The organism is Pedobacter sp. 22163 (assembly GCF_052045595.1).
GTDB lineage: Bacteria > Bacteroidota > Bacteroidia > Sphingobacteriales > Sphingobacteriaceae > Pedobacter.
On sequence record NZ_JBQEPM010000009.1, the window covers coordinates 105,999 to 128,688 of the forward strand.

Here is a 22,690-nt window from a genome sequence, read left to right on the forward strand (position 1 = left end):
AATATTCATGAGTGATTTAACGCTAATCAGAACCGATTCAGACAACACCGATTTTAGGACTTTGGTGGCTTTATTGGATAAAGATTTAGCTGTTAGAGATGGTGACGACCATTCTTTTTATGCTCAATTTAACAAGGTTGATACCATTAAAGAGGTTGTTGTAGCTTATCAAAATGAAACTGCTGTTGGCTGTGGTGCCATAAAGCCGTTTTCAGCAACAGAAGCCGAAGTTAAAAGAATGTTTGTACACCCAGATCATAGGAAGCAAGGCATAGCTGCTAAAGTTTTAAATGAATTGGAAAACTGGGCTGCTGAACTCGGTTTTACTACATGCGTTTTAGAAACAGGCAAAAAACAGCCTGAGGCCATTGCACTTTACCAAAAGGTGGGTTATCACATCACGCCCAACTACGGGCAATACATTGGTGTTGATAATAGCGTTTGCATGATAAAAACGATCACCGCCAAACTCCAAACGCCTAGCGCTTAACCCAAATGAATATCACTTTACAAAATGCTGGCAGAAGGTTTAACAAAGAGTGGATTTTCAGGAATTTAAGCACTGAATTCACCTCTGGTAACAGTTATGCAATATTAGGACCCAATGGCTCTGGCAAATCGACTTTATTAAGCGTTTTAACGGGCAGCTTATCTCCTTCCGAAGGAGAAATTTCATTCTCAGACACCAAAGAGATTTCTGTAGAAAATATCTATAAATACATCAGCCTGGCTGCACCATATCTCGAACTGGTGGAAACATTTACCTTAAAAGAGAGCATTGATTTCCATTTTAAGTTCAAAAATTTTGCTCCGGGGCTCGATTCAAAAAAGCTGATCACCATACTGGGATTAGAAAAAGCAGCTAACAAAGAAATAAAGTACTTTTCATCGGGAATGAAGCAAAGAACCAAACTAGCTTTGGCATGTTGTACCGATACACCAATTTTATTTTTAGACGAGCCAACGAGCAATTTAGACGTTCAGGGAATAAATTGGTACCGCGAACTGATCGAGAATTTTGGGAAGGACCGGCTAATGATAATTGGCTCCAACCAAATACAAGAATACGATTTCTGCACAAAACAGATCCAAATATCAGATTACAAGTAAGTTAAGATTAAAACCTACCACTTACAATTAGTCTTTTTTGTCATACATTTGTATTAAAAATAAATTTTTTAAAAAACATTTTGTAATTCACATATTATACTTACCTTTGCACCACCAAAAAGAGAAACAATTATTTAATTTATCTCTTCAAGTAAAAGATCATATTTCCGTGTTTCGGAATCAAGATATATAGCCCGTAAAAGGCAAAGAGTTTTTCATAGTTTAGTTTGAGGTTTAGGTTGATTATGCCTTTGGAGTGGTTCCCAAAGGCATTTCTTTTATACGGGATTTTTTTCGGTGAATAGTCAATAAGACAAAAATCTGAATCATCATGCGAATGCATCAATACCAATGAACTAATGACTACTGAACCAATGAACTACGGTTTTTCCTTTCCAAATCATCATTCCTTTTTTTAACTTTGGTGCTCAAAAATTAACAAAACTAGATTTCATTATAAAATGGCAAAGGCATCAGAAGTAAAAAGCGGAAATGTGCTTCGTTTTAACGGAGAGTTGGTAAGTGTAGAAGAGTACATTCACCGTACTCCAGGAAATTTAAGGGCTTTTTATCAGGCCCGCATGCGCAACGTAAAAACCGGCAAAATTGTAGAATATCGTTTCCGGACCGATGAAGAGGTGACCATTTGCCGTGTAGAAACCAACGACTATCAATATCTTTATGAAGATGGCGATTATTTGGTGGTGATGGACAACAACACTTTTGAGCAGTATAATATCCCCAAGTTGCTTTTCGGAAACTCGATTAAGTTTTTAAAGGAGGGCATGAATGTTACCATCGCTTTTGAAAGTGATGAACCAATTGTCGCACAGCTTCCTAATAGCGTAGAGTTAGAAATTACCTACTCTGAACCCGCTGTAAAAGGCGACACCTCTACCAGTGCACAAAAATATGCCACCGTAGAAACCGGTGCTGAAATTAGGGTACCTCTATTTATTAACCAGGGAGATAAGGTTAAAGTTGACACCAAAACCGGCGAATATATGGAGCGGGTAAAATAGCATAGTTGAAGGTTTAAATTTTCTTAAACCCTAAGCCTTATACCTTAAACCTTTATAGGTTTTTATCAAAATAATTTTACCTTTGCCGTCACGAAAAACTGAAATATAAATCCAATTTAGGATAACACAATATGGCAAAAGCATCAGAAATTAAAACAGGTAACATTCTTCGCATAAACAACGAGCTGGTTACTGTTGACGAATGGAATCACCGTACACCAGGAAAAGGTGGAGCATTTTACACCGGTAAATTCCGTAACATCAAATCGGGCAGAATTGTTGAAGCACGTATGAATACCGACGAGGCTGTAGAAATCTGCCGCGTTGAAACCAATGATTATCAATATTTATACGAAGAAGGTGATTATCTGGTAGTAATGGACAATAACAATTACGAACAGTTTAACGTTGAGAAATCACTATTCGGTTCGGCTATTAAATTCTTAAAGGAAGGCATGAACATTATCGTTTCTATGGAAAGTGAAGAAGCGATTATGGCTCAATTGCCAAACTTTGCTGAATTCGAAATTACCTATTCGGAGCCAGCTGTTAAAGGTGATACGTCTACAAATGCATTAAAAGCTGCAACATTAGAAAACGGTGTTGAGGTAAAAGTTCCGATGTTTGTAAACCAAGGAGACAAAATTAAAATCGATACCCGTACCGGCGAGTACGTTGAGCGTGTAAAATAATTTGATTAAAATATATGAAAGCCACTAAAGTGAATACTTCAGTGGCTTTTTGGTTTAATAAACCTGTGAGGTTTAAACCCATAATGTCAAATAACAGTATTTCTTTGATGTACTAGGATGACTAAGGTGGTCATTTTTTAGAAAAGCAAGGTTCGTGCGCTTGGGCTACGACAGTCCCGCTATTCGCTTCAAAACCTTGGCTCGTGCCTCACCTTCGGATTTTACGCTGCTATCGGGTTTATTTAACCAAAGCCTTTAGATCTTAGGCCACAAAACCTCGCGGGTTTTCGAAACCTGCGAGGTTTGAAAAACATTATCTTTGTTATTATGTTAAAAGCCGAAATCAGAAAGCAAGCGCTAAAAGAAAGATTATTGCTGAGCGACACAGCATACGAAAGCCTAAGCGAAGCCCTCTTAAATGAGTTTAAATCGCTCGATTTTAGCCAAATTAAAACCCTCCACATTTTTTTGCCTATTACCGAAAAAAAAGAGCCCAATACTTTTTTACTGATCGAATGGCTTAATAAAAATCACCCAGAAATTAAAATCATTGTACCTAAAGCCGATTTTGAAACCGCTTTAATGACCAATCACGAATATTTAGGTGCAGGCGATTTAAGGAAAAACCTTTATAACATCCTGGAACCGCAAAAAGGAAACCTACATGAGGGCGAAGTAGATCTTGTTGTTATTCCGCTTTTAGCTTTCGATAAACAAGGTTACCGGGTGGGTTATGGCAAGGGCTTTTACGATCGTTTTTTACAGGATATAAATGCTCAAAAAATAGGCTTATCTTTGTCCCCTGCTATTGAAAAAATCGATGATGTAAATGAACACGACATCAGGTTGGATTTTTGCATTACGCCAACAGAAATTATAAAATTTTAAGCTTACCAGCATGCCACAGGAAATCGTTATCAAAACCGAAAAACAATACGAAGACAATATGATTGCGGTATTCGAGTTACAGGAAAAGGAGGAATTAACTGCTGAAGACCTGAAACAGATTGAGTTGATGCTGAAAGCTGGTGAGAAGTACGAAGCTGAGCACCTGTAAGGGCTCAGTAGTTCAGTGGCCTTTAATTTTTTGGTCTGGGTGCTTTATAAAAAAGTCTTCACTCTTCCCCGATTTTTCGTCATCTCGACTGGAACGCAGTGGAACGGAGAGATCTAAATCAAAAGTAGCTCGAGACAGATTTCCCGGTTACGTTACACCCTGCTCGAAATGACGGCTTTGGCGAACAACTCACCACAGGAATAATCCGTGCGTTCTGTGCCTCCGTGGCTAAGGATAAAAGGCCTAAGAACTCTGTGCTTTAACAAAATCGCTCACCAGATAAGCAACCAGTTTAGCGGTTAACCTACTCACCCTCCCATCCAACATTCGGGCTGCCCCTTCGCATAAGTGCAAATAAGAAAACTTCTTTGCGCTAGTTAAAATCAGCTTTCTAATATCGTTAACTGCGAAACCAGATGGTGTTTCGGCGCTGGAAAGTACATTTTGAACGCAGTCAAGATCGATTTCCAAACCTGCAACTGAACCTATTTCATTCACCATATCAGTAAAGTCAGCCCCGGTTAAAATATCGTCAAAAAACAGAGTCTTAAGCTTTGGGTTCGAATCTATTTGATTTAAAATAGCTTCATTATTATAGTTTTGATGCAAGCCATACATGAAATAATTATTCAGGTAGTTTTCTTTTATCGCATAAGAAAATCCGTTCCCGCTATGCCTACCTTCCAGTTCTCTTAAATCAGCATGTGCATCCACATTTAAAACCGCTATTGGGCTTTTATGTGCTAAAGAGGTCCCCTTAATTATTGGGTAGGCATTATTATGGCCACCACCAATTACAATAGGTATTTTGCCTGCAGCCACTATTTTTTCAATTACAGGATAAACCAGCTCATCAATCTGTGCTACTTTGTTCCTTAAACCCATTAAGGAAGAATTTTCAGGCTCATCGATTTCGAAATGGCCTAAAACCAAAACCTCCTCTCCGTTTAAAAAGCGATTGCTCTGGATATTTAAAAAAGCCACCAAACTTGGCCGCCACATAGAGGCTGCACCTGCAATGCCTAAGTTTGCACGCACGCCGATGTCTTCTGGAACACCCAACAATACAAATTTCGCACTTGATCCTTCTAATTCATCCCATGAGGATAAGACAGCAACTTTTTCGCCCAGTTTGGTTTCGCCATCACGAGCGATGATTAAACGGTCGATGTCGCCCTGCGAATATATTTTAAGGTTATCCATTATAAATTTCACCGTTTAAAATAACCGTTTCTATTTGCGTTTCACCAAAACTATATGGCAAATAGGCTATTGAAGGCATCGGTTTGGTTATAAACAGGTTCGCTTTTTTACCAACGGTAATGCTTCCATAATCTTCACTCATCTCCATTGCTGCCGCACCATTTAATGTTGCAGCATTTATCGCCTGTTCAGGAAACATCTTCATTTTAATACACGCAAGTGACACTACAAAATTCATATTTCCTGAAGGTGTTGAACCTGGATTGTAATCGGTAGCCAAAGCAACAGGTAAATCGGCTCTTATAAAGCTTTTGGCATCAGCAAAAGGAATACCTAGGTAAAACGAACAAGAAGGGAGTAATGTTACAATGGTATCAGCATTTCTTAACGTTCGGATCGTTTCTTCATCACTTTCTTCGAGGTGATCAACTGAAATTGCGCTATTTTGCACAGAAACTTCCACTGCCCCCGAAACGGAAAGCTGATTGGCATGTACTTTTGGTTTTAGTCCGTATTTTGCACCAGCCTTTAATAACTGATCGGTTTCTTCGACAGAGAAAAACCCTTTTTCGCAAAAAACATCAATATAATCAGCCAGTTTTTCTTCTGCTATTTGAGGCAGCATTTCATTGATAATTAAATCGATGTATCCCTGATGGTTGTTTTTAAATTCAGCTGGATAAGCATGAGCAGCCAAGAAAGTTGCTTTTACGGGAATCGGGAACTGATCTTTTAGCCTGCGGATCACCTTGAGCATTTTGATTTCACTCTCCGTGGTTAATCCATACCCGCTTTTTATTTCAACGGCGCCGGTCCCCAGACGGATCATTTGCTTTAACCGCACAGATGCACTTTCAAATAATTCATCTTCCGAAGCTTTTTGGAGTTTATTAGCCGAATTTAGAATCCCACCACCCGCCGCGGCAATTTCTTCGTAGCTTTTGCCTTGGATTTTCATGGCAAACTCTTCCTCGCGCGAAGCAGCAAACACAATGTGTGTATGGCTATCACACCATGAAGGGAAAACATACCTGCCTTCTGCAGAGATTTGAGGGGAGAGATTTGAGATGTGAGATGGGATTGAATCCATCTTTCCAAAATCCTTGATCAGATCATCTTCAATTAAAAGCCAGGCATTTTCAAGAACAGGTAACGAATCTAATTCACCGCCACGCAGCACTAATTTATCTTTGGAATGTAAGCCCACCAGGCCTTTTATATTTGTGATTAACATTTGGTTAGTTGAAGGTTAATTGGTTAACTATTTAAATCGGTTAATCGTGAACAACAAAACGGTTAACCAAATACATTAATCGATTTCTAAAAGAACCGGACAATGATCGGAATGGATTGCGTCGGGTAAAATTCTAACATTTTTCAAACGGTTTTCCATAGGCTTTGTAGCCAAATGGTAATCGATCCGCCAACCCAAATTCTTTCCTCTCGAGCCGGCACGGTAGCTCCACCAGGTATAATGGTGCGGGTCTTTATTAAAATGACGGAAAGTATCGATGAAACCATTTTCCAGAAACAACTGCATCCATTCCCGTTCTTCCGGTAAAAAGCCTGATGAATTGGCATTTGATTTAGGATTATGGATATCTATAGCAGTATGACAGATATTGTAATCGCCACTTACAATCAAATTAGGAATCTCTTTACGTAACGCTCCAATGTACTCATCAAAGAACCGCATAAATTCGTACTTTTTAACCTGACGTTCATCTCCGCTTGAGCCAGATGGCATATAGAGACTCATTAAAGAAAAATCATCAAAATCGGCCCTTAAAATCCTACCCTCTTTATCAATCCATTCTTCACCGCAGCCAAATTCGATATGATTCGGTTTAATTCTGGTCAGAATTGCCACGCCGCTATATCCCTTTTTTTCAGCAGGGAACCAATAATGATGGTAGCCAAGTTGCTCAATCAGGGCAATAATTTCAGGAATCTGCAGTGGCAAAGCTTTTACTTCTTGCAGGCAGACCATATCAGCATCTGTAGCTTGTAGCCAGCCAAAAAAGTTTTTGGTACTTGCCGCCCTAATCCCATTAACGTTATAGGAGATAATCTTCATTCAGTAAATTTCAATTGTTGTGGGCGGTAAATTTAGAAATTAATTAAATAAATGCTTAGTAATTCAGATTTGCTTTCGTTAAATTTGTTTATGAGCATTGAAGAGCTAAAAATAGAGATCGCAAAAAAAGTATTCGAAACAGATGACGAAAATCTTTTGTCAGAGTTAGACATGCTTTTAAACTACAGCGAAAAGGTTGTTTTAGAGGAACTACCGAAACATGTTCAAGAGGGTATTAAAAGAGGATTAAAGCAAGCTGAAGAAGGGAAATTAACACCTCATGACGAGGTAATGAAACGGTATGCTAAATATTTATGAGTTTGCCCATATTTTGGACCGATGAAGCAAAAGAAACTTTTGATGCTATTTTTTTCTTCATTCTGGATAAATTCAGTGAACAATCAGCAAAAAAGTTCTTAAAACAAGCAAATAAAATCCTTAAAATAATAAAAGTACAACCTGAAATTTTTGAGGCTTCAATTTACGATCAATGTAGAAAAGGAAGGATAACGAATCAGACTTCCGTGTTCTATGAAATTCAAAATGATCAAATTCGGCTTTTATTCTTTTTCGACAACAGACAAGATCCATTAATTACATAACCACCTTATCTTTCCAAGAAGCTTGTAACAGCTGTTTCTCCAATTTTTTTGCCGCTCTTCTTTTCAAAACCGTGACTTCCATTTTTACATCTTGCTTTGGGCGATTGTTTTTATCAGTTGCCAGAACAGCTATTTTATCAACCATATCCAAACCAACCACTATTTCACCATAAACGGTATAGTTTCTATCCAAATGAGGCGTGCCACCTATCGTTTTATATACCACACGCTGCCATTCAGGAATTTTGAATTTAAGTCGTTTTTCTTCTACATTATCCAATTGCTGATCGGTAAAAACTTTTCCCTGAACCAGGTAAAACTGACTACCGCTTGATGCTTTGGCCGGATTAACATCATCACCTTCCCTGGCCGCAGCCAGAACGCCTTTCTTGTGAAACAAGCTATCATTAAACTCTGCCGGAATGGTATATTTAGGTCCACCCTCACCCAATAAAGAATCAGGTTTTGCATTTTTAGAATCGGGATCACCGCCTTGGATCATAAAATCTTTAATCACCCTGTGAAATAAAACACCGTTGTAATATCCCGATTTGGTTAATTTCAAAAAGTTATCGCGGTGTAAAGGAGTTTGATTATATAACCTAACAATGCATTCTCCAAATTCGGTTTTAATGCGTACATATTGGTTTTTGGGCTTTGCAGCAAAGGCTGAAAGTATCGAAAAGGTGCAAAGGAATAATAATATTTTCTTCATTTAATTGGTGTTTAAGGCTAAAGTAAGCTAAAAAATGAAATTCAATAAATAATTACCGGCATTATTCGATATTTTTTCCTTTACCTTTGTATTAATGAAGTTAAAACAAAAAATAGCACTTTCTTTGGCTGTATTCTATGCAGTTAGTGTTATGGGTTTGGCTTTAAGTCTCCATTTCTGTGGAGGCAAACTGGAAAATGTTAAACTTTTCAGCAATGAAGTTTCCTGCAAATTCTGCAAAGACATTCCTGCCGAAAAGAAAGACGACGGTTGTTGCAAAAATACACAGGTAACCGTAAAAGTTAAAGATAGTCATCAAACAGCGGCACAGGTGCAAATGCCGAAGTTGTTTTCGATCCAACTTTTTCTTCATCCTCCGGTTTTAGAATTTCTCACTAACATTACGCCGAAGTTTTTCAGTAAAATTTCGAATAAAGCCCCGCCACTCTCCTCGCGGATCGCCCTGCATATTTTCAATTGTATTTTTAGGAATTAGGATTTTCTAATCTCTTCGTCACCCTGAACTTGGTTCAGGATCCATTTTGCTATGTGCCCCTGAAATGAATTCAAAGGAGATGATAGCTTAAAAAATTATTCTAATTCAAAAAAATCATGAAAGCAATAAAAATATTCGGCATCATTATGCTATTCTTCGCCGTTAAAGTATCGGCGCAACAAATATCTTCAGCAGATTTACAGGTAACAGGTTTAACCTGTTCTATGTGTTCTAACGCTACACAAAAATCTTTAGAGACTTTAAACTTTATCAGTAGCGTAAAACCCGATCTGAACAAAAATATCTTTGTTTTAACTTTTAAAAAAGACGCTAACATTAACCTTGACCTGGTTCGCAAAAAGGTTCAGGATGCTGGTTTTTCGGTTGGTGGTTTAACCGCAAGTTTCAATTTTAATCAGGTAAAAATAGACGATAAAGGTCAGGCGGTTGTTGATGGCAATGTGTACCGTTTTGTAAATGCGAAAAGCAAAACACTTAATGGGCTTATAAAAGCCAGTGTAGTGGACAAAAATTTCATCTCAGGTTCAGCATTTAAAAAACAAGCCACAACGGCTAATTCTGATGCTTATGCGAGTGGTACTGGCGTAGTTAACGGAAAAAAAACGCGTATTTATCACTTAGTTCTTTCTTAAGATGAAAAGGATACTCGTATTGGCGCTGATGGTTATCGGCGCCTATACAAATGGTTTTACGCAAGAACTCTATGTATTTACCGAGCCCGCCAGTAATATGCCAACCAAATCGATAGGTGTAAGAATTACGAATGAAGGCATGTTCAACAATCCCGGTTTTGTAAGCAGAACTATTCCAGAAGTAATGATTGGCTTTAATAAAAACCTGATGATGCATGCACAAGGTTTTTTATCTGATATGGACGGAAAATACCGTTTAGAAGGTGGGAGTCTTTACGCCAAGTATCGCTTTTTATCACTGGATGAAGCACATAGCCACTTCAGGGCTGCAGCTTTTGGGAGAATAAGTTCAAGTAATCGCCCTAATTTTACGAGAGATATTAACTTAGAGGGGGATAACAGCGGATGGCAAACAGGCTTAATTTTCACGCAGCTTTTGCACAAACTAGCGCTTTCGGCCACATTGGGTTACGCTGATGCCATCATTACTGATAAGGTTTTGAGATTAAATACACCTCAGCCTGACAAAATGCTTTCTTACAGTTTATCATCGGGTTACCTGGTTTTGCCAGTGATTTATAAGGATTACAAGCAGCCAAACTTTAACGTATATTTAGAGTTGTTGGGAAAAACAGACCCAAGTAGCGGCCAATCGTACTTGGATATAGCCCCAGCCATACAGATGATTTTAAATAGCACAACCCGTATCGATTTGGGCTACCGTTTTCAGGCGACTGGAAATATGGATAACCGATATACCAAAAATATGTACCTGCTTAGGGCAGAGTTTAATTTCTTTAACGTTTTAAAATAAAATAACAGATGAAAAAAATATTAGGAATAGTTGCCATCATGACAATCGCAACAACAGCTTTCACTTACGCACAAAGCAAAACAGATCTAGCTTTAAATCAGGTGCTAACAGCTTATTACGATGTGAAAAATGCTTTAGCAACCGACAAAAAAGACTTAGCCATCGAAAAAGTAAAGGTTTTATCGGCAAAAGTAAATGCGGTTAACCATAAAGATTTACCTGCCGATCAGCATAAAACATTTATGGAACAAGCGGCCATCATTAAAAGTAAAGCGGCGCAACTTGCAGGCTCTAATGACATTAAAACACAAAGAAAAGCTTTTGAAGGAATTTCTTATGCCATGATCAAGACCTTAAAGGGTTTAAAGTTTAATAGCAAGACCGTTTACATTCAACATTGCCCAATGGCAAAGGCAAGCTGGTTAAACGAAAAAGAGAACATCGAAAATCCATATTATGGAAGTATGATGTTTGATTGCGGTGACGTTTCTGAAACCATAAAATCGAACTAATGAAGCTGCATATCAAAAACATGGTATGCAACCGTTGTAAAATGGTGGTTAAAGCTGAGCTTGAAAAGCTCGGCTTTAAACCATTATTGGTTGAACTTGGCGAAGTTACCTTGGCTGAAAATATTTCTCCGGAGGAGAAAATCAAGATATCGGATAATTTGACTCGTTTTGGGTTCGAATTACTTGAGGATAGGAAAACCCAGATTGCAGAGCAGATTAAAACCGCCATTATTAATCTGGTACACTATACCCAAGAGCCATTAAAAATCAATCTTTCTGCCTATCTCGGCGAGCAGTTAAAACTGGAATATACAAGCTTAAGTGCTATTTTTTCGGAAGTGGAAAATCAAACTATCGAGAAGTATTTTATTGCTCAAAAAATAGAAAAAGCAAAAGAAATGCTCACTTATGGTGAACTCACATTAAGTGAAATTGCCTATCAACTGAATTACAGCAGTGTTGCACACTTATCGGCACAGTTTAAAAAAGTAACGGGAATTACACCCTCGGTTTATAAAGCAGCATCGACAGATAGCAGGAAAACACTGGACGAGGTGAAATAGTTGATGGCTTATGGTCGATAGGCTATAAGTCGTATACGAACCTCAAATTTCTTATCATACGTCAAGACTGATCGGCTGATACTCAACTACATTTGTATCTAAATAAATTTACTATTATGAAACCATCATGATTTTTCAAACCACATTGGTGAAAAATCTGATAGCTTCATCACAGTTAAAACTAAATTATAAACTTATGAAAAAGTTATTCTTATTTCTGATCGCTACCTCAATCAGTGTAGCATCATTTGCACAAACAAGCTGGAAAATAGATCCGATGCACTCGTTTGTTAACTTTTCGGTTAAACACATGGGTATTTCTTTCGTTGACGGTTCTTTTAAAAAATTCGACGGAACGGTTACGGCTTCTAAACCAGATTTGACGGATGCTAAAATCAGCTTTAGCGTTGATGTAAACAGCATTACAACTGGTGTTGACATGAGAGACGGCCACTTAAAAACTGACGATTTTTTTAATGTGGCGACTTATCCTACGATGAAGTTCGAAAGCACTTCCTTCAAAAAATTAAGTGGAAACAACTATGAATTAAGTGGTAAATTAACCATCCGCGATGTAACCAAAGATGTAAAATTTGCTGTTGTTTACGGTGGTACGGCTAAAGATCAGCAAGGCAATACTAAAGCCGGATTTGGTGCTACAACAACCATCAACCGTTTAGATTATAACATTAAATATGATCCAACTGGCGCCGGCGTTGCAAAAGATGTAGCCATTAAATTAAACCTTGAATTCGTTCAGGCGAAATAATTGAGGAGATCGTCATTCCGGGCTTGACCCGGAATCTTTCTCATTAGATCCTGAAACAAGTTCAGGAGGACGATTATTTAAATTTCTATCAGACAAACCCAATAATCATGTCTACACTATCTCAATTCAGAAGTTTTACCCAGCGCTTACCTCAAACCGAATTAATGCCTGCACTTTTTATTGGTCATGGCTCCCCAATGAACGGGATCGAAAACAATGAGTTTAGTCAGAGCTGGGCTGAATTGGCAAAAAATATTCCAGTGCCAAAAGCAGTATTAGTGGTGTCGGCGCATTGGTACACACATGGAACCTTTGTTACTGCAATGGATTTCCCGAGCACCATTCACGATTTTGGTGGTTTTCCGCAAGCACTTTTTGATGTTCAATATCCTGCCCCAGGAGATCCAAAACTGGCCGCAGAAATTCCGAATTTAATTCACTCCACTCCCGTTGGTTTAGACCACGATTGGGGTTTAGATCATGGCACCTGGACAGTGGTAAAACACATGTACCCAAATGCCGATATTCCAGTTTTGCAATTAAGTATCGATTATACCAAATCGCCGGAACAGCATTATGAAATAGCCAAAGAAATTTATGCGCTCCGTAAAAAAGGGATATTGGTTTTGGGCAGCGGAAACATGGTACACAACCTCCGCATGTTAAGCTGGGAAATGATTAATGGTGGCGGTTATGATTGGGCGATTGAAATGAATGATAAGTTTAAAAATTTAATTGCCAATGGCGACCACAAACCTTTAATTAATTATCGTAACCTGGGTACCGATGCGATGTTGGCCATCCCTACACCAGAGCACTATTTACCCCTGATTTATACCCTCGGAATGAAAAACGACAAGGAAGAAGTTTCTTTCTTTAATGACAAAGCTGTTGGCGGTTCGTTAACCATGACTTCTGTTTTGGTGGGATAAGCAGGGGTTTAGGGTTTAGGGTTTAGGGTTTAGGGTTTAGGGTTTAGGGAAAACAACTTGTCTAATGGCTTGTTTGCTTTGTTTATAAAACGTTGATCAAACCTTAATGACCTTAATTTCTTAATGATAACTATTTAAACGGTGAGGGAATTATCGCACAATCACAGAGAACCGTCCCCCGCAGATAGAGATTCTTCACTGCGTTCAGAATGACAGCAGCCTAAAATTCTATAAAACTTTATGATTATTCTGTAACGCTTATGGCCCTAGGAAGCGGTAAATTTGTATAAAGATTTTAATCATGACACATACCTATCAACTTACCGGCATGACTTGCGGCGGTTGCGAAAATAAAGTAAAAAGTAACCTGCTCGTTTTACCAGATGTAACTTCTGTTGAGGTTTCGAAAGATACCAATTCTGCCACCATTAGCATGGATAAACATATTGGCTTAGATACACTCCAACAAGCTTTGGGCGGCAAAGACAGCAAATATCAAATTTCTGCCACCCACCATAGCGAAACACTTGAAGAAGCAAAATCGTGGGCCGAAACTTATAAACCCATTTTATTGATATTCAGTTATGTTACTGCCATATCGCTTGTGGTTTCGTGGCAATCAAGCGGAATTAATTTCATGGTGTTCATGCGCGTTTTTATGGCGGGTTTCTTCCTCACCTTCTCTTTCTTTAAAATGCTTAATCTGAAAGCTTTTGCCGAAAGTTATGCCATGTACGATATCATAGCCAAAAAATTTGGTGCGTGGGGTTACATCTATGCTTTTATCGAACTTGGATTAGGCTTATCTTTTGCATTAAACCTGTCACCAGTTGCAGTAAACTGGGTTACGCTAATTGTAATGACGGTAAGCATCCTTGGTGTTTTAGAAAGTGTTTTAAACAAGAAAAAGATTCAGTGTGCCTGTTTGGGTGCCGTTTTCAATCTACCTATGAGCACCGTAACCATTGTTGAAGATGCCATTATGATTGCCATGAGCGCAGCAATGCTGATTTTGATGTAATTAAATTAGTTAAAACCCATCAGAGAAGGTACTTAAATTTATTCTATAAGTGTTTGCTTTCAAAATAAGCACGGAGCTCTATTTCTTCGTCAAAATCATTGGGTAATTCAATTGCTCCCACCACACCGTTTAATTTCGATGACGAAATAGATTTCTCTTCTAGCCTATTATTTTCTACTCGTTTAGAACGCTGTTTATCTGGCCTTATTGTTAATGTTTGCTTGATATTCATAATTAGTATTATTAAATGAATCTGATTAATATTTTAACTAAACATATCATTTTAGGGTTCGCGCTAGGCGGCGGTCGTCATGCTGAATTATTTCAGCATCTCTCATATGAAGACCCTGAAATAAATTCAGGGTGACGATCCTAAAATAAAATGTTAAAATAGTATTCTTTCAGAGCGTACTATTAATTTCAACTTGCTCTATAAATATATGCATTTACAGGTAAAATAAGATCACAACTCTTGCCGTTTATACCTAAACTCCGATTTTCGGCTTTTACCATTAAGCTCGCCTTCAATCCAGGCGAGCAGATCATTTTTGCCCTGATTTTGGTAAACTATCCGCTGCGGAAAATCGTGTGTTTTATCTTCGAAAACATAGGTCTCATCTTTTGTGGTGATAAGTTTGAAACAAGTTTCTTTCCCTTCGTTCTGCCCTGTTACAGTTGAACAGTAAAAAGTATCTTTTCCAATCTTTTTAATCTTAAGGGTTTCGGTAAGCAAACTATCACCTTTTGCATTTATTCGATAGCTTTTCCCGCTGAGTGTTTTATCCGGATTTTGCACCCACTGCTCTATAATTTTACCCTTGGCAGTTTGCATTTCCCATGAACCTAAAATGAAAGCAAAGGTTTTTGAAGGATTTTTTTGCGCGTTAACATTAGTGCAAAATCCAATAAGGATTAAGACCATAAAATTTAAATGAGTTCTTTTCATTTTGCTATCGTATTTGTAATGTGTGCCAAATGATGTTTTCCGTGCCAGGCGTACATACCCAACATGTTGGCTAATGTAAGTTCTTTTCCCTGAGCTGGGTGAATGTATTTTCGCTGATAATCTTCTTGTTTCAATGTTTTTAAAAAAGCAACCCAACGTTGGTGCAAAGCAGCCAATAAATCAACAGATAATTTGATATCACCATTTTTTGCTTCCCCCGTTTCGGCCCAGCGTTCTTCGTAATAAGGCCTGATTACGGGAACATCTTCGGTAATGGCTTGTTTAAAACGGATATAAGCATTAATGTGGCTATCGGGAATATGGTGAACAACTTGCCTCAACGTCCATCCTTCCGGGCGATAAGTTTGGTTTAATTCTTTTTCGGTCAAATTTTCGGTAGCGTTTTTAAGCTGGCTAGGCAAAGCTTCTATTTCGGAAATCCATATATCGATTTGTTTTTGATCGAAAATTTCCGGCATTGAAAATTGGCCAATTGGGTATTTAAGCTGTTCTAAATCCATGAACCCAAAATAAGGTTTTTAGGAATAAGTATTGTTGTTTTTTATCACAGAGGGAATACACAGAGGGCAAAGAGCTGGGTATATATATCTGTGAAAATCACCTTAAATCAGCGGGAACTGAATTACATCAATTTCTTCAACCATTTTAACAAGCTCATCTTTTTTTCGTAAGGCGGATAAATCATTTTGGTTAACCCCAACTCCGACTGAAAAACCACGGCTCTTTCATGCGAAAAGGTTTTAAAACCGAAAACACCATGACAACTGCCTATGCCGCTACTGTTTATTCCCCCGAAAGGCAAATTAGGATTACCGATATGGACCAATACATCATTTACACAGGTCCCGCCTGCACTTGTTTCAGTAATAATTTTATCTTGGTTCTGTTTATTGCCTGAGAAAACATAAAGTGCCAAAGGCTTTTCTTTCCTGTTCACAAAATCAATTGCCTCCTGTAGATTGTTGTAAGTAATAACAGGTAAAATTGGTCCAAAAATTTCTTCCTGCATAATCCTGCTGCCCTCGGCTACCGAAGTTAAAAGTGTTGGCGTAATGGTTAAATCTTTTTCGTTCGATTTTCCACCAAAGGCCAATATTGCTCCATCACGAACAGCCTCTTCAATTAATTTATTTAAACGGTTAAACTGCTTTAGATTAATGATTTTAGCATAATCATTTTTGTTAATTTCAGCTCCGTTAAAGAACATTTTCCGAACAGCTTTTTCATAATGCGCTGCGAAATCGGCGAGCTTATTTTCTTTAATCAACACATAATCCGGGGCAATACAGGTTTGTCCAGCATTAACCAATTTGCCCCAGGCAATTTTTTCTGCGGCTTTTTTTAGGTCGCAGGTTTCGTCTATAATAGCTGGTGATTTACCGCCAAGCTCTAAGGTAACTGAGCTAAGATTTTTTGCCGCAGCTTCCATAACCACCTTACCAATTGCGGTACTTCCGGTAAAAAATATATGGTCAAAAGGAAGTTTTAATAACACTGTAGAAACTTCGGCATCACCTTCAAAACAGGCAATTTCTTTTGGATCAAACGTATTGGAGATCAATTTGCTGATTATACCTGCCGTCGCAGCACTCAATTCAGAAGGCTTTAGTATAACGCAATTTCCTGCTGCTATGGCAGAAATCAACGGACTCATAATCAATTGTAACGGATAGTTCCAAGGAGCAATAATCAGGCAAACACCTTTTGGTTCATAATAAATTTTATTGCGCGCAAAAAGATTGCTCATAGTCCTGCCTGCCGATTTGGGTTTCATCCAGTTATGCAGATTTTTTATGGCGTGATCTATTTCAGCATAAGTAAAAAACAGTTCCGTCACTGCGGTTTCGAAGCGGTTTTTGCTTAAGTCTCGCTCCAATGCTGCAAAAATTTCTTCCTCAGCATTTTCTAATGCCTGTTTAAGCTGCCTTAGTTTTGCGATGCGGGTTTTGGTATCCGATTTTCGCAATCCAAATTTACGTTGCTGCTGTAAATCAAAAACTGATTTTATCTGTTCTTCCATAATTACCAAAGGCTCACAATTTTTATTGTATAAGCAATTTAAGAAAATATAAGTTTGGTGAAGTTATAGGAAAATTAAGCGATTGATCGAACTTGCTAAAGTTTTGCATTAATTTAGTTAAAATGCACTCATTTCATTAAAAATTCATTCATTTAAAGCATATTGCAGCAAATTTTAATATTCAAGATGAAAAGATTGTTTTTTGTTTTCGCATTCATAATTCCGATGGTTATACATGCCCAAACCCTAAAAACAGATGTATTGGTTATTGGTAGTGGCGATGCCGCTTATTCAGCATCTTTTCAATCGTTCAGATCTGGTGTTAAAACAATTCTGCTTACACAAAAGGAACAGCTTGATCTTAAGAAAATTTCTGAAAGCAAGCCCAAAGAAGTAACTCTTTTCTATCAAAGCTTTTTAAAAAGGGAAATCGAAAATGCAAAAAGCTTAGAAATCCCTAAGCCAAAACCTGATAAAAAGAAACCTGTGAAGGTGACGGTTGATAGCACTCAGCTTTTAAATGTAATCAATGGTATTCCTTACACCGAAATTAAACGCTCAGGCAATGGCTGGGAAGTGAAGCTCACTAAAGACAAAAGCATTAGGGCAAAAGTTCTGGTTATGGCCGATAAACCAGATCAATTATTAGCTGCATTAAAAATCACTAGTATAAACCCTGCGATTTCAAGCCAATTAAATTATAATGAAAACTTATATAGAACAACAGTAGCAAGTGTTTCGTCCAAAGGGGCCAGTTTTTTATCATTATACAGCTTACTCATCCCCAACCAAGAAAACCTTTTATATATTTCTGCCGATCAGTTCGAAATTGGTCCTGCTGCTGGCGCCACCGCGGCCTATGCTGCATTTTTCGACACCAAAACCAGTTTATCAAATTTAAAAAGGATCCAGGGTGAGTTATTAGCCTATAAACACACGTTAATGCCCTTTGAAGATGTAAAAACAATTGATTCTAACTGGCTGGCCATCCAAAAAGTGGGTATAACGGGAATTATCAAAGCAGAAATAAAACAAGATAAAGCCTATTTCAATCCCGAAAAAGATGTTACCTACGATGAAATTAAGCAGCCGATCAAAGATTATTATTACAAGGCCCAGATCTGGTTTGATGATCATCAGAATATCCCCATAAATTTAGAAAATGCCATTGCTATGATTTGTTATGTGGGCAATAAATCTATTGAGGCAACCAAGACCGAGCTGCAAAAAAAATGGAACAAAAATTACAAGTTTAATTCTAAATACGACCTTAAAAAAGTATTAACCAGAAGAGAATTTGCAGTAATCATTAACGAATATCTGGAACCTTTTGATCGGGTGAATGTAGATAAAACCGGAAGGGTAATCCGCTAACCTCTCCCTATGTAAGTTGGTGCAGCTACTTCTGCCTTCCGTATCCCTCTACTTGAGGAGAGGGAATGAACAGCCTTTGAAAGCACTACGGTTCATAGGGTGAGGTTGTTGTAACATTTCCATTTCCTGTTAAAATTAGCAAGTCCATTCCCTAAATTGCAGCCAAACCTAAAATTCATGAAGAAATATTTACTTTTCCTTTTGCTTTGCACAGGCGAATATGCTTTTGCACAACAATTAGCGCCTTTAACCGTCGAAAAGATAATGCGCGATCCAAAGTGGATGGGTGTTTCACCAACCAATTTCCGTTGGACTGCAGATAGCAAAACCCTGTACTTCAACTGGAACCCTGAAAATAAAGCTAAAGAAGAGTTATTTAAAATTTCGGCAGCAGCTACCAAACCCGCTAAAGCGGCAGAAAAGGAAGAGGAAAAGCTTTTAAGTTTAAACTATACCTATAACAATGACCGCTCGCTTGGCTTAATCGAAAAAAGTGGCGATATCTATTTGCAGAATTTCAAAAACAATAAAGAAACGCGGCTAACCAGCACGCAAGAGCGAGAAAACAGCCCTGTTTTTTTAACCAATGGAAATATCGTTTATCAATTGGGTGATAATTTGTTTGAAGTAGATTTAAAATCTGCCGAAATCAAACAGCTCACCAATTTCGTTAAAGGTAAAAAAGCAGGTCGACCAGAAACCAAGCAGCTTACCGAGCAGGATAACTGGTTAAAGGCACAGCAAACCGAATTGTTTGATATCATTAAAAAAAGAAATGCGGAAACCAGAGGTGGTGCCCGTGGTGGAAGAGGCCGTTCTGGCGCTACATCTGCAGATTCAAAACCATTAAAAGAGCTTTACACCGAAGATAAATTCTTAAATGGTGTAACTATTAGTCCCGATGGGCATTTTATTACTTATAAGCTAACCACGCCAGCCCAAAATAACCACAGTACCGTTGTTCCGAATTATATCACATCATCAGGCTATACTGAAGATATTCCTGGCAGAACAAAGGTTGGGGAAAATGAAAATATTTCGCAGGGCTTTATCTACGATACTCAAAAAGATTCTGTTTATACAATTCAGACTGCTACCATACCGGGCATTAAAGATCTTCCTGATTACCTTAAAGATTACCCTAAAGAACTGGATACTTTAAAAAAGAAAAACGCAGACAGACCTGTAAATTTCTTCGGCCCGCTTTGGAATGATAACGGAAGTACTGCAATTGTCGTGGCTACGTCTACCGACAATAAAGACCGCTGGATCTTAAAACTGGATGCATCAACAGGGAAGTTTTCTTTAATAGACCGTCAACGGGATGAAGCCTGGATTGGTGGCCCGGGCATTAGTGGTTTTTACCAGGGCAACACCGGATGGATAGACAATAACCGCTTTTACTATCAAAGCGAAGCGACCGGATACTCGCACCTTTATGTGGCGAATATTGCCACAGGCGATAAAAAACAACTAACCTCTGGCAAATGGGAAGTGCAATCTGTTCAGCTCTCAAAGGATAGAAGTACATTTTATCTTAAAACAAATAAGGAGCACCCAGGGATTACAAATTTCTTTAAAATCAGTGTAAACGGTGGTGAGCTTGTTCAGATTACCACCATGAAAGGCTTAAATGATATTACCCTCTCTCCTGACGAAAAATACATAGCCATTAATTATTCCTTCATGGATAAGCCTGGAGAGTTATATCTTCAGCCAAATAAAGTTGGTGCTAAAGCCGAAAAAATTACCCAATCTACTTCTGCCGAATTTAATTCTTACAAGTGGCGTCAACCGGACATGGTAAGCTTTAAAAACCGCTATGGTGCAGATGTTTATGCAAGGGTGTATAAATCTGATAATCCACATTCCAACCACCCTGCGGTAGTTTTTGTTCATGGCGCAGGCTATCTTCAAAATGTGCATTTCGGCTGGAGCACCTACTTCCGTGAGTTTATGTTCAATAATTTATTGGCCGATAACGGTTATACCGTAATCGATATCGATTACACCGGGAGTTCTGGTTATGGCCGCGATCACCGTACAGGCATTTACCGCCACATGGGTGGAAAAGATTTAACCGATCAGGTTGATGGCGTTAAATTTTTGGTAGAGAAATATGGTGCTAATCCCCAACATGTTGGCTTGTATGGCGGCTCCTACGGCGGTTTCATTACTTTAATGGCGATGTTTAACCAGTCGGATGTTTTTGCCAGTGGCGCAGCTTTACGTTCGGTTACCGACTGGGCACATTACAACCATGGTTATACTTCAAATATTTTAAACGAACCTTATAACGATCCAATTGCTTATAAAAGAAGCTCGCCGATCTATTTCGCCGATAAATTAAAGGGCAACCTTTTAATGGCGCATGGAATGGTTGATGTGAATGTTCACTTTCAGGATATTGTTCGCATTAGTCAACGTTTTATAGAGTTGGGCAAAAACAATTGGGAACTGGCCGTTTACCCTGTTGAAGACCACGGTTTTATCGAGCCTAGCAGCTGGACTGACGAGTATAAAAGGATATTTAAGCTGTATGAGAATACGCTGAAGAAGTAGCTTTCCCCTAAGTTGGTCGTCATCTCGACTGAAGCGTAGCGGAACGGAGAGATCTATCTCATTAGATTTCTCGACTGCGTTGAACTCCGCTCGAAATGACGACTAAAGGCGCAAATAGCACACAACTATATTTCACGAAAACAATATAGTTTTCATCTATATCGTTATCAATAAATACAATTGACAATTAGTAAAACTGGGTTGCTTAACACCTGTTTTAGCCTTACCTTTGTGGCATAAAATTAAAGACAAAAAAATTATGGCAATAGTAGGCAAAAAATTCCCGAGTGTTAGTATTGATGCAATGTCAGACATGGGTGATGACTTGAAAATCAATGTATTTGAAGAAGCTGTAAACAAAAATAGCAAAGTGTTATTGTTCTGGTATCCAAAAGATTTTACTTTCGTTTGCCCTACAGAACTACACGCTTTCCAGGCTGCTTTACCTGAGTTTGAAAAAAGAAATACAATTGTAATTGGTGCATCTTGCGATACCAACGAAGTTCACTTCGCCTGGTTAAATACACCAAAAGATAACGGCGGTATTGAAGGTGTTACTTACCCGATCTTAGCTGATACACACAGACAGTTATCTGGCATCCTTGATATTTTAGATCAGGAAGTTAACTATGATGAAGAAGGAAACGAATCTTTCTCAGGATCAAATGTTTCTTTCAGAGCTACTTATTTAATCGACGAAACTGGTAAAGTTTTCCACGAAAGTGTTAACGATATGCCATTAGGCAGAAACGTTAAAGAATATTTACGTTTAATCGATGCTTATGCTCACGTTCAAAAACATGGTGAAGTTTGTCCTGCAAACTGGGAAGAAGGAAAAGAAGCAATGAATGCGAACAGAACTGGCGTAGCTGAATATTTAGCCGCTAACTAATTAAACTAAACGTTATGTTTTTAGAATTAACAGAAGATAATCTTCAACAGTATTTGGCCGATAACTCAAAGGTGATGGTTCAGTATGCTGCATCTTGGTGCGGAAACTGCAGAATCATGAAACCGAAGTTTAAAAAACTGGCTTCAGAAAATGAAGATGTAGCTTTCCTGATTGTTGATGCCGAAAAACTTCCAAACTCACGCAAATTTGCAAATGTTGATAATTTACCAACTTTCGCAGCTTTTGAAGGCGGTAGCTTGGTAGATCAGGTGCAAACCAACAAAGCAGAAGGTTTAATTGAACTATTTAACAAGATAAAGTAATGAAGATTCCGGTTATAAGACAATTATTTCAAAACACCACTCCAGCACAACTGGAGACAACTTTGGAGGTTTTAGAGGCGTTTTGCGAATTCAGAGGGGTTAGTGAACATGAAGTTGATGTTGCGGGCGAAATGATTACCAATATCTGTGGTGCCTTAGAAGTACATCAGATGGTAAGCGAAGGTGCAGCCGAAAAGGACGCATTAAATGCCTTCGGCCAAAAGGTAATGGGTTCGATTGATCGATAATCGTTTTAAAGCTTAATCTGACTTTTCAAAATATAAAATCCCTCGTTGATGAAAATCAGCGGGGGA

Annotated in this window: 29 protein-coding genes; 21 read left to right on the forward strand and 8 right to left on the reverse strand. The window is 38.3% G+C overall.

From position 1 onward, the window contains the following. Positions 1 to 7 precede the first annotated feature (7 nt). The 6 genes from ACTJKN_RS21565 (at position 8) to ACTJKN_RS21590 (ending at position 3,881) form a co-directional block, all read left to right on the forward strand. The gene (locus tag ACTJKN_RS21565; protein WP_440827792.1) at positions 8 to 490 is read left to right on the forward strand and encodes a GNAT family N-acetyltransferase; all 483 of its coding nucleotides are present in this window, start codon (positions 8 to 10) and stop codon (positions 488 to 490) included. A 5-nt stretch (positions 491 to 495) separates the two neighbouring features. Further along, entirely contained in the window at positions 496 to 1,110 is a 615-nt protein-coding gene (locus tag ACTJKN_RS21570) for an ABC transporter ATP-binding protein (protein ID WP_440827793.1), read from the forward strand. 461 nt (positions 1,111 to 1,571) lie between these two features. Beyond that, positions 1,572 to 2,132: an elongation factor P gene (gene efp, locus ACTJKN_RS21575; protein WP_055904075.1), complete on the forward strand. Its 561-nt coding sequence runs from the start codon at positions 1,572 to 1,574 to the stop codon at positions 2,130 to 2,132. A 131-nt stretch (positions 2,133 to 2,263) separates the two neighbouring features. Further along, a complete protein-coding gene (gene efp / locus ACTJKN_RS21580) occupies positions 2,264 to 2,824 on the forward strand; it encodes an elongation factor P (RefSeq protein WP_029274299.1) in 561 nt (186 codons plus the stop codon). A 327-nt stretch (positions 2,825 to 3,151) separates the two neighbouring features. Further along, entirely contained in the window at positions 3,152 to 3,712 is a 561-nt protein-coding gene (locus ACTJKN_RS21585) for a 5-formyltetrahydrofolate cyclo-ligase (protein ID WP_440827794.1), read from the forward strand. Positions 3,713 to 3,722: 10 nt separating this feature from the next. After that, complete coding sequence (locus tag ACTJKN_RS21590) at positions 3,723 to 3,881, forward strand: hypothetical protein (RefSeq protein ID WP_157255332.1); 159 nt, start codon at positions 3,723 to 3,725, stop codon at positions 3,879 to 3,881. Positions 3,882 to 4,124: 243 nt separating this feature from the next. Here ACTJKN_RS21590 and ACTJKN_RS21595 read toward each other — a convergent pair whose 3' ends face one another. The 3 genes from ACTJKN_RS21595 to ACTJKN_RS21605 all read right to left on the reverse strand — a co-directional run bounded on the left by ACTJKN_RS21595 (position 4,125) and on the right by ACTJKN_RS21605 (position 7,161). Further along, entirely contained in the window at positions 4,125 to 5,084 is a 960-nt protein-coding gene (locus ACTJKN_RS21595) for a formimidoylglutamase (RefSeq protein WP_440827795.1), read from the reverse strand. After that, entirely contained in the window at positions 5,077 to 6,318 is a 1,242-nt protein-coding gene (hutI, locus tag ACTJKN_RS21600) for an imidazolonepropionase (protein ID WP_440827796.1), read from the reverse strand. Before hutI ends, ACTJKN_RS21595 begins: the two co-directional genes overlap by 8 nt. 75 nt (positions 6,319 to 6,393) lie before the next feature. Beyond that, positions 6,394 to 7,161, reverse strand: a complete 768-nt coding sequence (locus ACTJKN_RS21605; RefSeq protein ID WP_440827797.1) for an exodeoxyribonuclease III — start codon at positions 7,159 to 7,161, stop codon at positions 6,394 to 6,396. A gap of 90 nt (positions 7,162 to 7,251) precedes the next feature. Here ACTJKN_RS21605 and ACTJKN_RS21610 point away from each other — a divergent pair, with 90 nt between their 5' ends. Beyond that, a complete protein-coding gene (locus tag ACTJKN_RS21610) occupies positions 7,252 to 7,479 on the forward strand; it encodes a hypothetical protein (RefSeq protein WP_116250436.1) in 228 nt (75 codons plus the stop codon). Beyond that, positions 7,476 to 7,763: a type II toxin-antitoxin system RelE/ParE family toxin gene (locus ACTJKN_RS21615; protein ID WP_440827798.1), complete on the forward strand. Its 288-nt coding sequence runs from the start codon at positions 7,476 to 7,478 to the stop codon at positions 7,761 to 7,763. Before ACTJKN_RS21610 ends, ACTJKN_RS21615 begins: the two co-directional genes overlap by 4 nt. Here ACTJKN_RS21615 and ACTJKN_RS21620 read toward each other — a convergent pair. Further along, positions 7,756 to 8,478: a peptidylprolyl isomerase gene (locus tag ACTJKN_RS21620; RefSeq protein ID WP_440827799.1), complete on the reverse strand. Its 723-nt coding sequence runs from the start codon at positions 8,476 to 8,478 to the stop codon at positions 7,756 to 7,758. The genes ACTJKN_RS21615 and ACTJKN_RS21620 overlap by 8 nt on opposite strands. A gap of 94 nt (positions 8,479 to 8,572) precedes the next feature. Here ACTJKN_RS21620 and ACTJKN_RS21625 point away from each other — a divergent pair, with 94 nt between their 5' ends. The 8 genes from ACTJKN_RS21625 (at position 8,573) to ACTJKN_RS21660 (ending at position 14,238) form a co-directional block, all read left to right on the forward strand. Next, on the forward strand, positions 8,573 to 8,974 hold the full coding sequence (locus tag ACTJKN_RS21625) for an HYC_CC_PP family protein (RefSeq protein ID WP_057931037.1): 402 nt from the start codon (positions 8,573 to 8,575) through the stop codon (positions 8,972 to 8,974). A 116-nt stretch (positions 8,975 to 9,090) separates the two neighbouring features. Beyond that, positions 9,091 to 9,627, forward strand: a complete 537-nt coding sequence (locus ACTJKN_RS21630; RefSeq protein ID WP_440827800.1) for a heavy-metal-associated domain-containing protein — start codon at positions 9,091 to 9,093, stop codon at positions 9,625 to 9,627. Position 9,628: 1 nt separating this feature from the next. Further along, the gene (locus tag ACTJKN_RS21635; RefSeq protein WP_440827801.1) at positions 9,629 to 10,441 is read left to right on the forward strand and encodes a hypothetical protein; all 813 of its coding nucleotides are present in this window, start codon (positions 9,629 to 9,631) and stop codon (positions 10,439 to 10,441) included. 8 nt (positions 10,442 to 10,449) lie between these two features. Beyond that, the gene (locus tag ACTJKN_RS21640) at positions 10,450 to 10,953 is read left to right on the forward strand and encodes a DUF3347 domain-containing protein (RefSeq protein ID WP_230142895.1); all 504 of its coding nucleotides are present in this window, start codon (positions 10,450 to 10,452) and stop codon (positions 10,951 to 10,953) included. Next, complete coding sequence (locus tag ACTJKN_RS21645; RefSeq protein WP_440827802.1) at positions 10,953 to 11,516, forward strand: helix-turn-helix domain-containing protein; 564 nt, start codon at positions 10,953 to 10,955, stop codon at positions 11,514 to 11,516. The genes ACTJKN_RS21640 and ACTJKN_RS21645 overlap by 1 nt, the downstream gene beginning before the upstream one ends. Before the next feature lie 196 nt (positions 11,517 to 11,712). After that, positions 11,713 to 12,285, forward strand: coding sequence for a YceI family protein (locus ACTJKN_RS21650; protein WP_230142897.1), 573 nt, complete (start codon positions 11,713 to 11,715; stop codon positions 12,283 to 12,285). Positions 12,286 to 12,392: 107 nt separating this feature from the next. Then, positions 12,393 to 13,217, forward strand: a complete 825-nt coding sequence (gene ygiD, locus ACTJKN_RS21655) for a 4,5-DOPA dioxygenase extradiol (protein ID WP_230142898.1) — start codon at positions 12,393 to 12,395, stop codon at positions 13,215 to 13,217. Between the two features lie 301 nt (positions 13,218 to 13,518). After that, complete coding sequence (locus ACTJKN_RS21660) at positions 13,519 to 14,238, forward strand: heavy-metal-associated domain-containing protein (protein WP_440827803.1); 720 nt, start codon at positions 13,519 to 13,521, stop codon at positions 14,236 to 14,238. A 43-nt stretch (positions 14,239 to 14,281) separates the two neighbouring features. Here ACTJKN_RS21660 and ACTJKN_RS21665 read toward each other — a convergent pair whose 3' ends face one another. From ACTJKN_RS21665 to ACTJKN_RS21680, 4 genes are all read right to left on the reverse strand, one after another. Continuing rightward, the gene (locus ACTJKN_RS21665; RefSeq protein ID WP_230142901.1) at positions 14,282 to 14,470 is read right to left on the reverse strand and encodes a hypothetical protein; all 189 of its coding nucleotides are present in this window, start codon (positions 14,468 to 14,470) and stop codon (positions 14,282 to 14,284) included. A gap of 231 nt (positions 14,471 to 14,701) precedes the next feature. Continuing rightward, positions 14,702 to 15,184 (reverse strand): DUF6265 family protein, encoded by a 483-nt coding sequence (locus tag ACTJKN_RS21670; RefSeq protein WP_440827804.1) that lies wholly within the window; start codon positions 15,182 to 15,184, stop codon positions 14,702 to 14,704. Continuing rightward, entirely contained in the window at positions 15,181 to 15,705 is a 525-nt protein-coding gene (locus tag ACTJKN_RS21675) for a YfiT family bacillithiol transferase (protein ID WP_440827805.1), read from the reverse strand. Before ACTJKN_RS21675 ends, ACTJKN_RS21670 begins: the two co-directional genes overlap by 4 nt. A 122-nt stretch (positions 15,706 to 15,827) precedes the next feature. Next, entirely contained in the window at positions 15,828 to 17,225 is a 1,398-nt protein-coding gene (locus ACTJKN_RS21680; protein WP_440827806.1) for an aldehyde dehydrogenase family protein, read from the reverse strand. Between the two features lie 186 nt (positions 17,226 to 17,411). Between ACTJKN_RS21680 and ACTJKN_RS21685 the strand changes: the two genes are divergently transcribed. The 5 genes from ACTJKN_RS21685 to ACTJKN_RS21705 all read left to right on the forward strand — a co-directional run bounded on the left by ACTJKN_RS21685 (position 17,412) and on the right by ACTJKN_RS21705 (position 22,624). Continuing rightward, on the forward strand, positions 17,412 to 18,599 hold the full coding sequence (locus tag ACTJKN_RS21685) for a hypothetical protein (RefSeq protein ID WP_440827807.1): 1,188 nt from the start codon (positions 17,412 to 17,414) through the stop codon (positions 18,597 to 18,599). Between the two features lie 177 nt (positions 18,600 to 18,776). After that, complete coding sequence (locus ACTJKN_RS21690; RefSeq protein ID WP_440827808.1) at positions 18,777 to 21,161, forward strand: prolyl oligopeptidase family serine peptidase; 2,385 nt, start codon at positions 18,777 to 18,779, stop codon at positions 21,159 to 21,161. 259 nt (positions 21,162 to 21,420) lie between these two features. After that, a complete protein-coding gene (locus ACTJKN_RS21695; RefSeq protein ID WP_025141704.1) occupies positions 21,421 to 22,053 on the forward strand; it encodes a peroxiredoxin in 633 nt (210 codons plus the stop codon). Positions 22,054 to 22,067: 14 nt separating this feature from the next. Beyond that, positions 22,068 to 22,376 (forward strand): thioredoxin family protein, encoded by a 309-nt coding sequence (locus tag ACTJKN_RS21700; RefSeq protein WP_025141703.1) that lies wholly within the window; start codon positions 22,068 to 22,070, stop codon positions 22,374 to 22,376. Then, positions 22,376 to 22,624, forward strand: coding sequence for a DUF6952 family protein (locus tag ACTJKN_RS21705; protein WP_010599336.1), 249 nt, complete (start codon positions 22,376 to 22,378; stop codon positions 22,622 to 22,624). Before ACTJKN_RS21700 ends, ACTJKN_RS21705 begins: the two co-directional genes overlap by 1 nt. Positions 22,625 to 22,690: the final 66 nt, after the last annotated feature.

Excerpts from the sequence above, each read along its gene's own strand:
- hutI (WP_440827796.1), bottom strand. The coding sequence starts at position 6,318 with ATGTTAATCACAAATATAAAAGGCCTGGTGGGCTTACATTCCAAAGAT.
- ACTJKN_RS21645 (WP_440827802.1), top strand. The coding sequence starts at position 10,953 with ATGAAGCTGCATATCAAAAACATGGTATGCAACCGTTGTAAAATGGTG.
- efp (WP_029274299.1), top strand. The coding sequence starts at position 2,264 with ATGGCAAAAGCATCAGAAATTAAAACAGGTAACATTCTTCGCATAAAC.
- ACTJKN_RS21695 (WP_025141704.1), top strand. The coding sequence starts at position 21,421 with ATGGCAATAGTAGGCAAAAAATTCCCGAGTGTTAGTATTGATGCAATG.
- ACTJKN_RS21590 (WP_157255332.1), top strand. The coding sequence starts at position 3,723 with ATGCCACAGGAAATCGTTATCAAAACCGAAAAACAATACGAAGACAAT.
- ACTJKN_RS21565 (WP_440827792.1), top strand. The coding sequence starts at position 8 with ATGAGTGATTTAACGCTAATCAGAACCGATTCAGACAACACCGATTTT.
- ACTJKN_RS21595 (WP_440827795.1), bottom strand. The coding sequence starts at position 5,084 with ATGGATAACCTTAAAATATATTCGCAGGGCGACATCGACCGTTTAATC.
- ACTJKN_RS21680 (WP_440827806.1), bottom strand. The coding sequence starts at position 17,225 with ATGGAAGAACAGATAAAATCAGTTTTTGATTTACAGCAGCAACGTAAA.
- ACTJKN_RS21630 (WP_440827800.1), top strand. The coding sequence starts at position 9,091 with ATGAAAGCAATAAAAATATTCGGCATCATTATGCTATTCTTCGCCGTT.
- ygiD (WP_230142898.1), top strand. The coding sequence starts at position 12,393 with ATGTCTACACTATCTCAATTCAGAAGTTTTACCCAGCGCTTACCTCAA.
- ACTJKN_RS21700 (WP_025141703.1), top strand. The coding sequence starts at position 22,068 with ATGTTTTTAGAATTAACAGAAGATAATCTTCAACAGTATTTGGCCGAT.
- ACTJKN_RS21675 (WP_440827805.1), bottom strand. The coding sequence starts at position 15,705 with ATGGATTTAGAACAGCTTAAATACCCAATTGGCCAATTTTCAATGCCG.
- ACTJKN_RS21605 (WP_440827797.1), bottom strand. The coding sequence starts at position 7,161 with ATGAAGATTATCTCCTATAACGTTAATGGGATTAGGGCGGCAAGTACC.
- efp (WP_055904075.1), top strand. The coding sequence starts at position 1,572 with ATGGCAAAGGCATCAGAAGTAAAAAGCGGAAATGTGCTTCGTTTTAAC.
- ACTJKN_RS21690 (WP_440827808.1), top strand. The coding sequence starts at position 18,777 with ATGAAGAAATATTTACTTTTCCTTTTGCTTTGCACAGGCGAATATGCT.
- ACTJKN_RS21635 (WP_440827801.1), top strand. The coding sequence starts at position 9,629 with ATGAAAAGGATACTCGTATTGGCGCTGATGGTTATCGGCGCCTATACA.
- ACTJKN_RS21660 (WP_440827803.1), top strand. The coding sequence starts at position 13,519 with ATGACACATACCTATCAACTTACCGGCATGACTTGCGGCGGTTGCGAA.
- ACTJKN_RS21665 (WP_230142901.1), bottom strand. The coding sequence starts at position 14,470 with ATGAATATCAAGCAAACATTAACAATAAGGCCAGATAAACAGCGTTCT.
- ACTJKN_RS21670 (WP_440827804.1), bottom strand. The coding sequence starts at position 15,184 with ATGAAAAGAACTCATTTAAATTTTATGGTCTTAATCCTTATTGGATTT.
- ACTJKN_RS21610 (WP_116250436.1), top strand. The coding sequence starts at position 7,252 with ATGAGCATTGAAGAGCTAAAAATAGAGATCGCAAAAAAAGTATTCGAA.
- ACTJKN_RS21570 (WP_440827793.1), top strand. The coding sequence starts at position 496 with ATGAATATCACTTTACAAAATGCTGGCAGAAGGTTTAACAAAGAGTGG.
- ACTJKN_RS21620 (WP_440827799.1), bottom strand. The coding sequence starts at position 8,478 with ATGAAGAAAATATTATTATTCCTTTGCACCTTTTCGATACTTTCAGCC.
- ACTJKN_RS21650 (WP_230142897.1), top strand. The coding sequence starts at position 11,713 with ATGAAAAAGTTATTCTTATTTCTGATCGCTACCTCAATCAGTGTAGCA.
- ACTJKN_RS21625 (WP_057931037.1), top strand. The coding sequence starts at position 8,573 with ATGAAGTTAAAACAAAAAATAGCACTTTCTTTGGCTGTATTCTATGCA.
- ACTJKN_RS21640 (WP_230142895.1), top strand. The coding sequence starts at position 10,450 with ATGAAAAAAATATTAGGAATAGTTGCCATCATGACAATCGCAACAACA.
- ACTJKN_RS21685 (WP_440827807.1), top strand. The coding sequence starts at position 17,412 with ATGAAAAGATTGTTTTTTGTTTTCGCATTCATAATTCCGATGGTTATA.
- ACTJKN_RS21585 (WP_440827794.1), top strand. The coding sequence starts at position 3,152 with ATGTTAAAAGCCGAAATCAGAAAGCAAGCGCTAAAAGAAAGATTATTG.
- ACTJKN_RS21615 (WP_440827798.1), top strand. The coding sequence starts at position 7,476 with ATGAGTTTGCCCATATTTTGGACCGATGAAGCAAAAGAAACTTTTGAT.
- ACTJKN_RS21705 (WP_010599336.1), top strand. The coding sequence starts at position 22,376 with ATGAAGATTCCGGTTATAAGACAATTATTTCAAAACACCACTCCAGCA.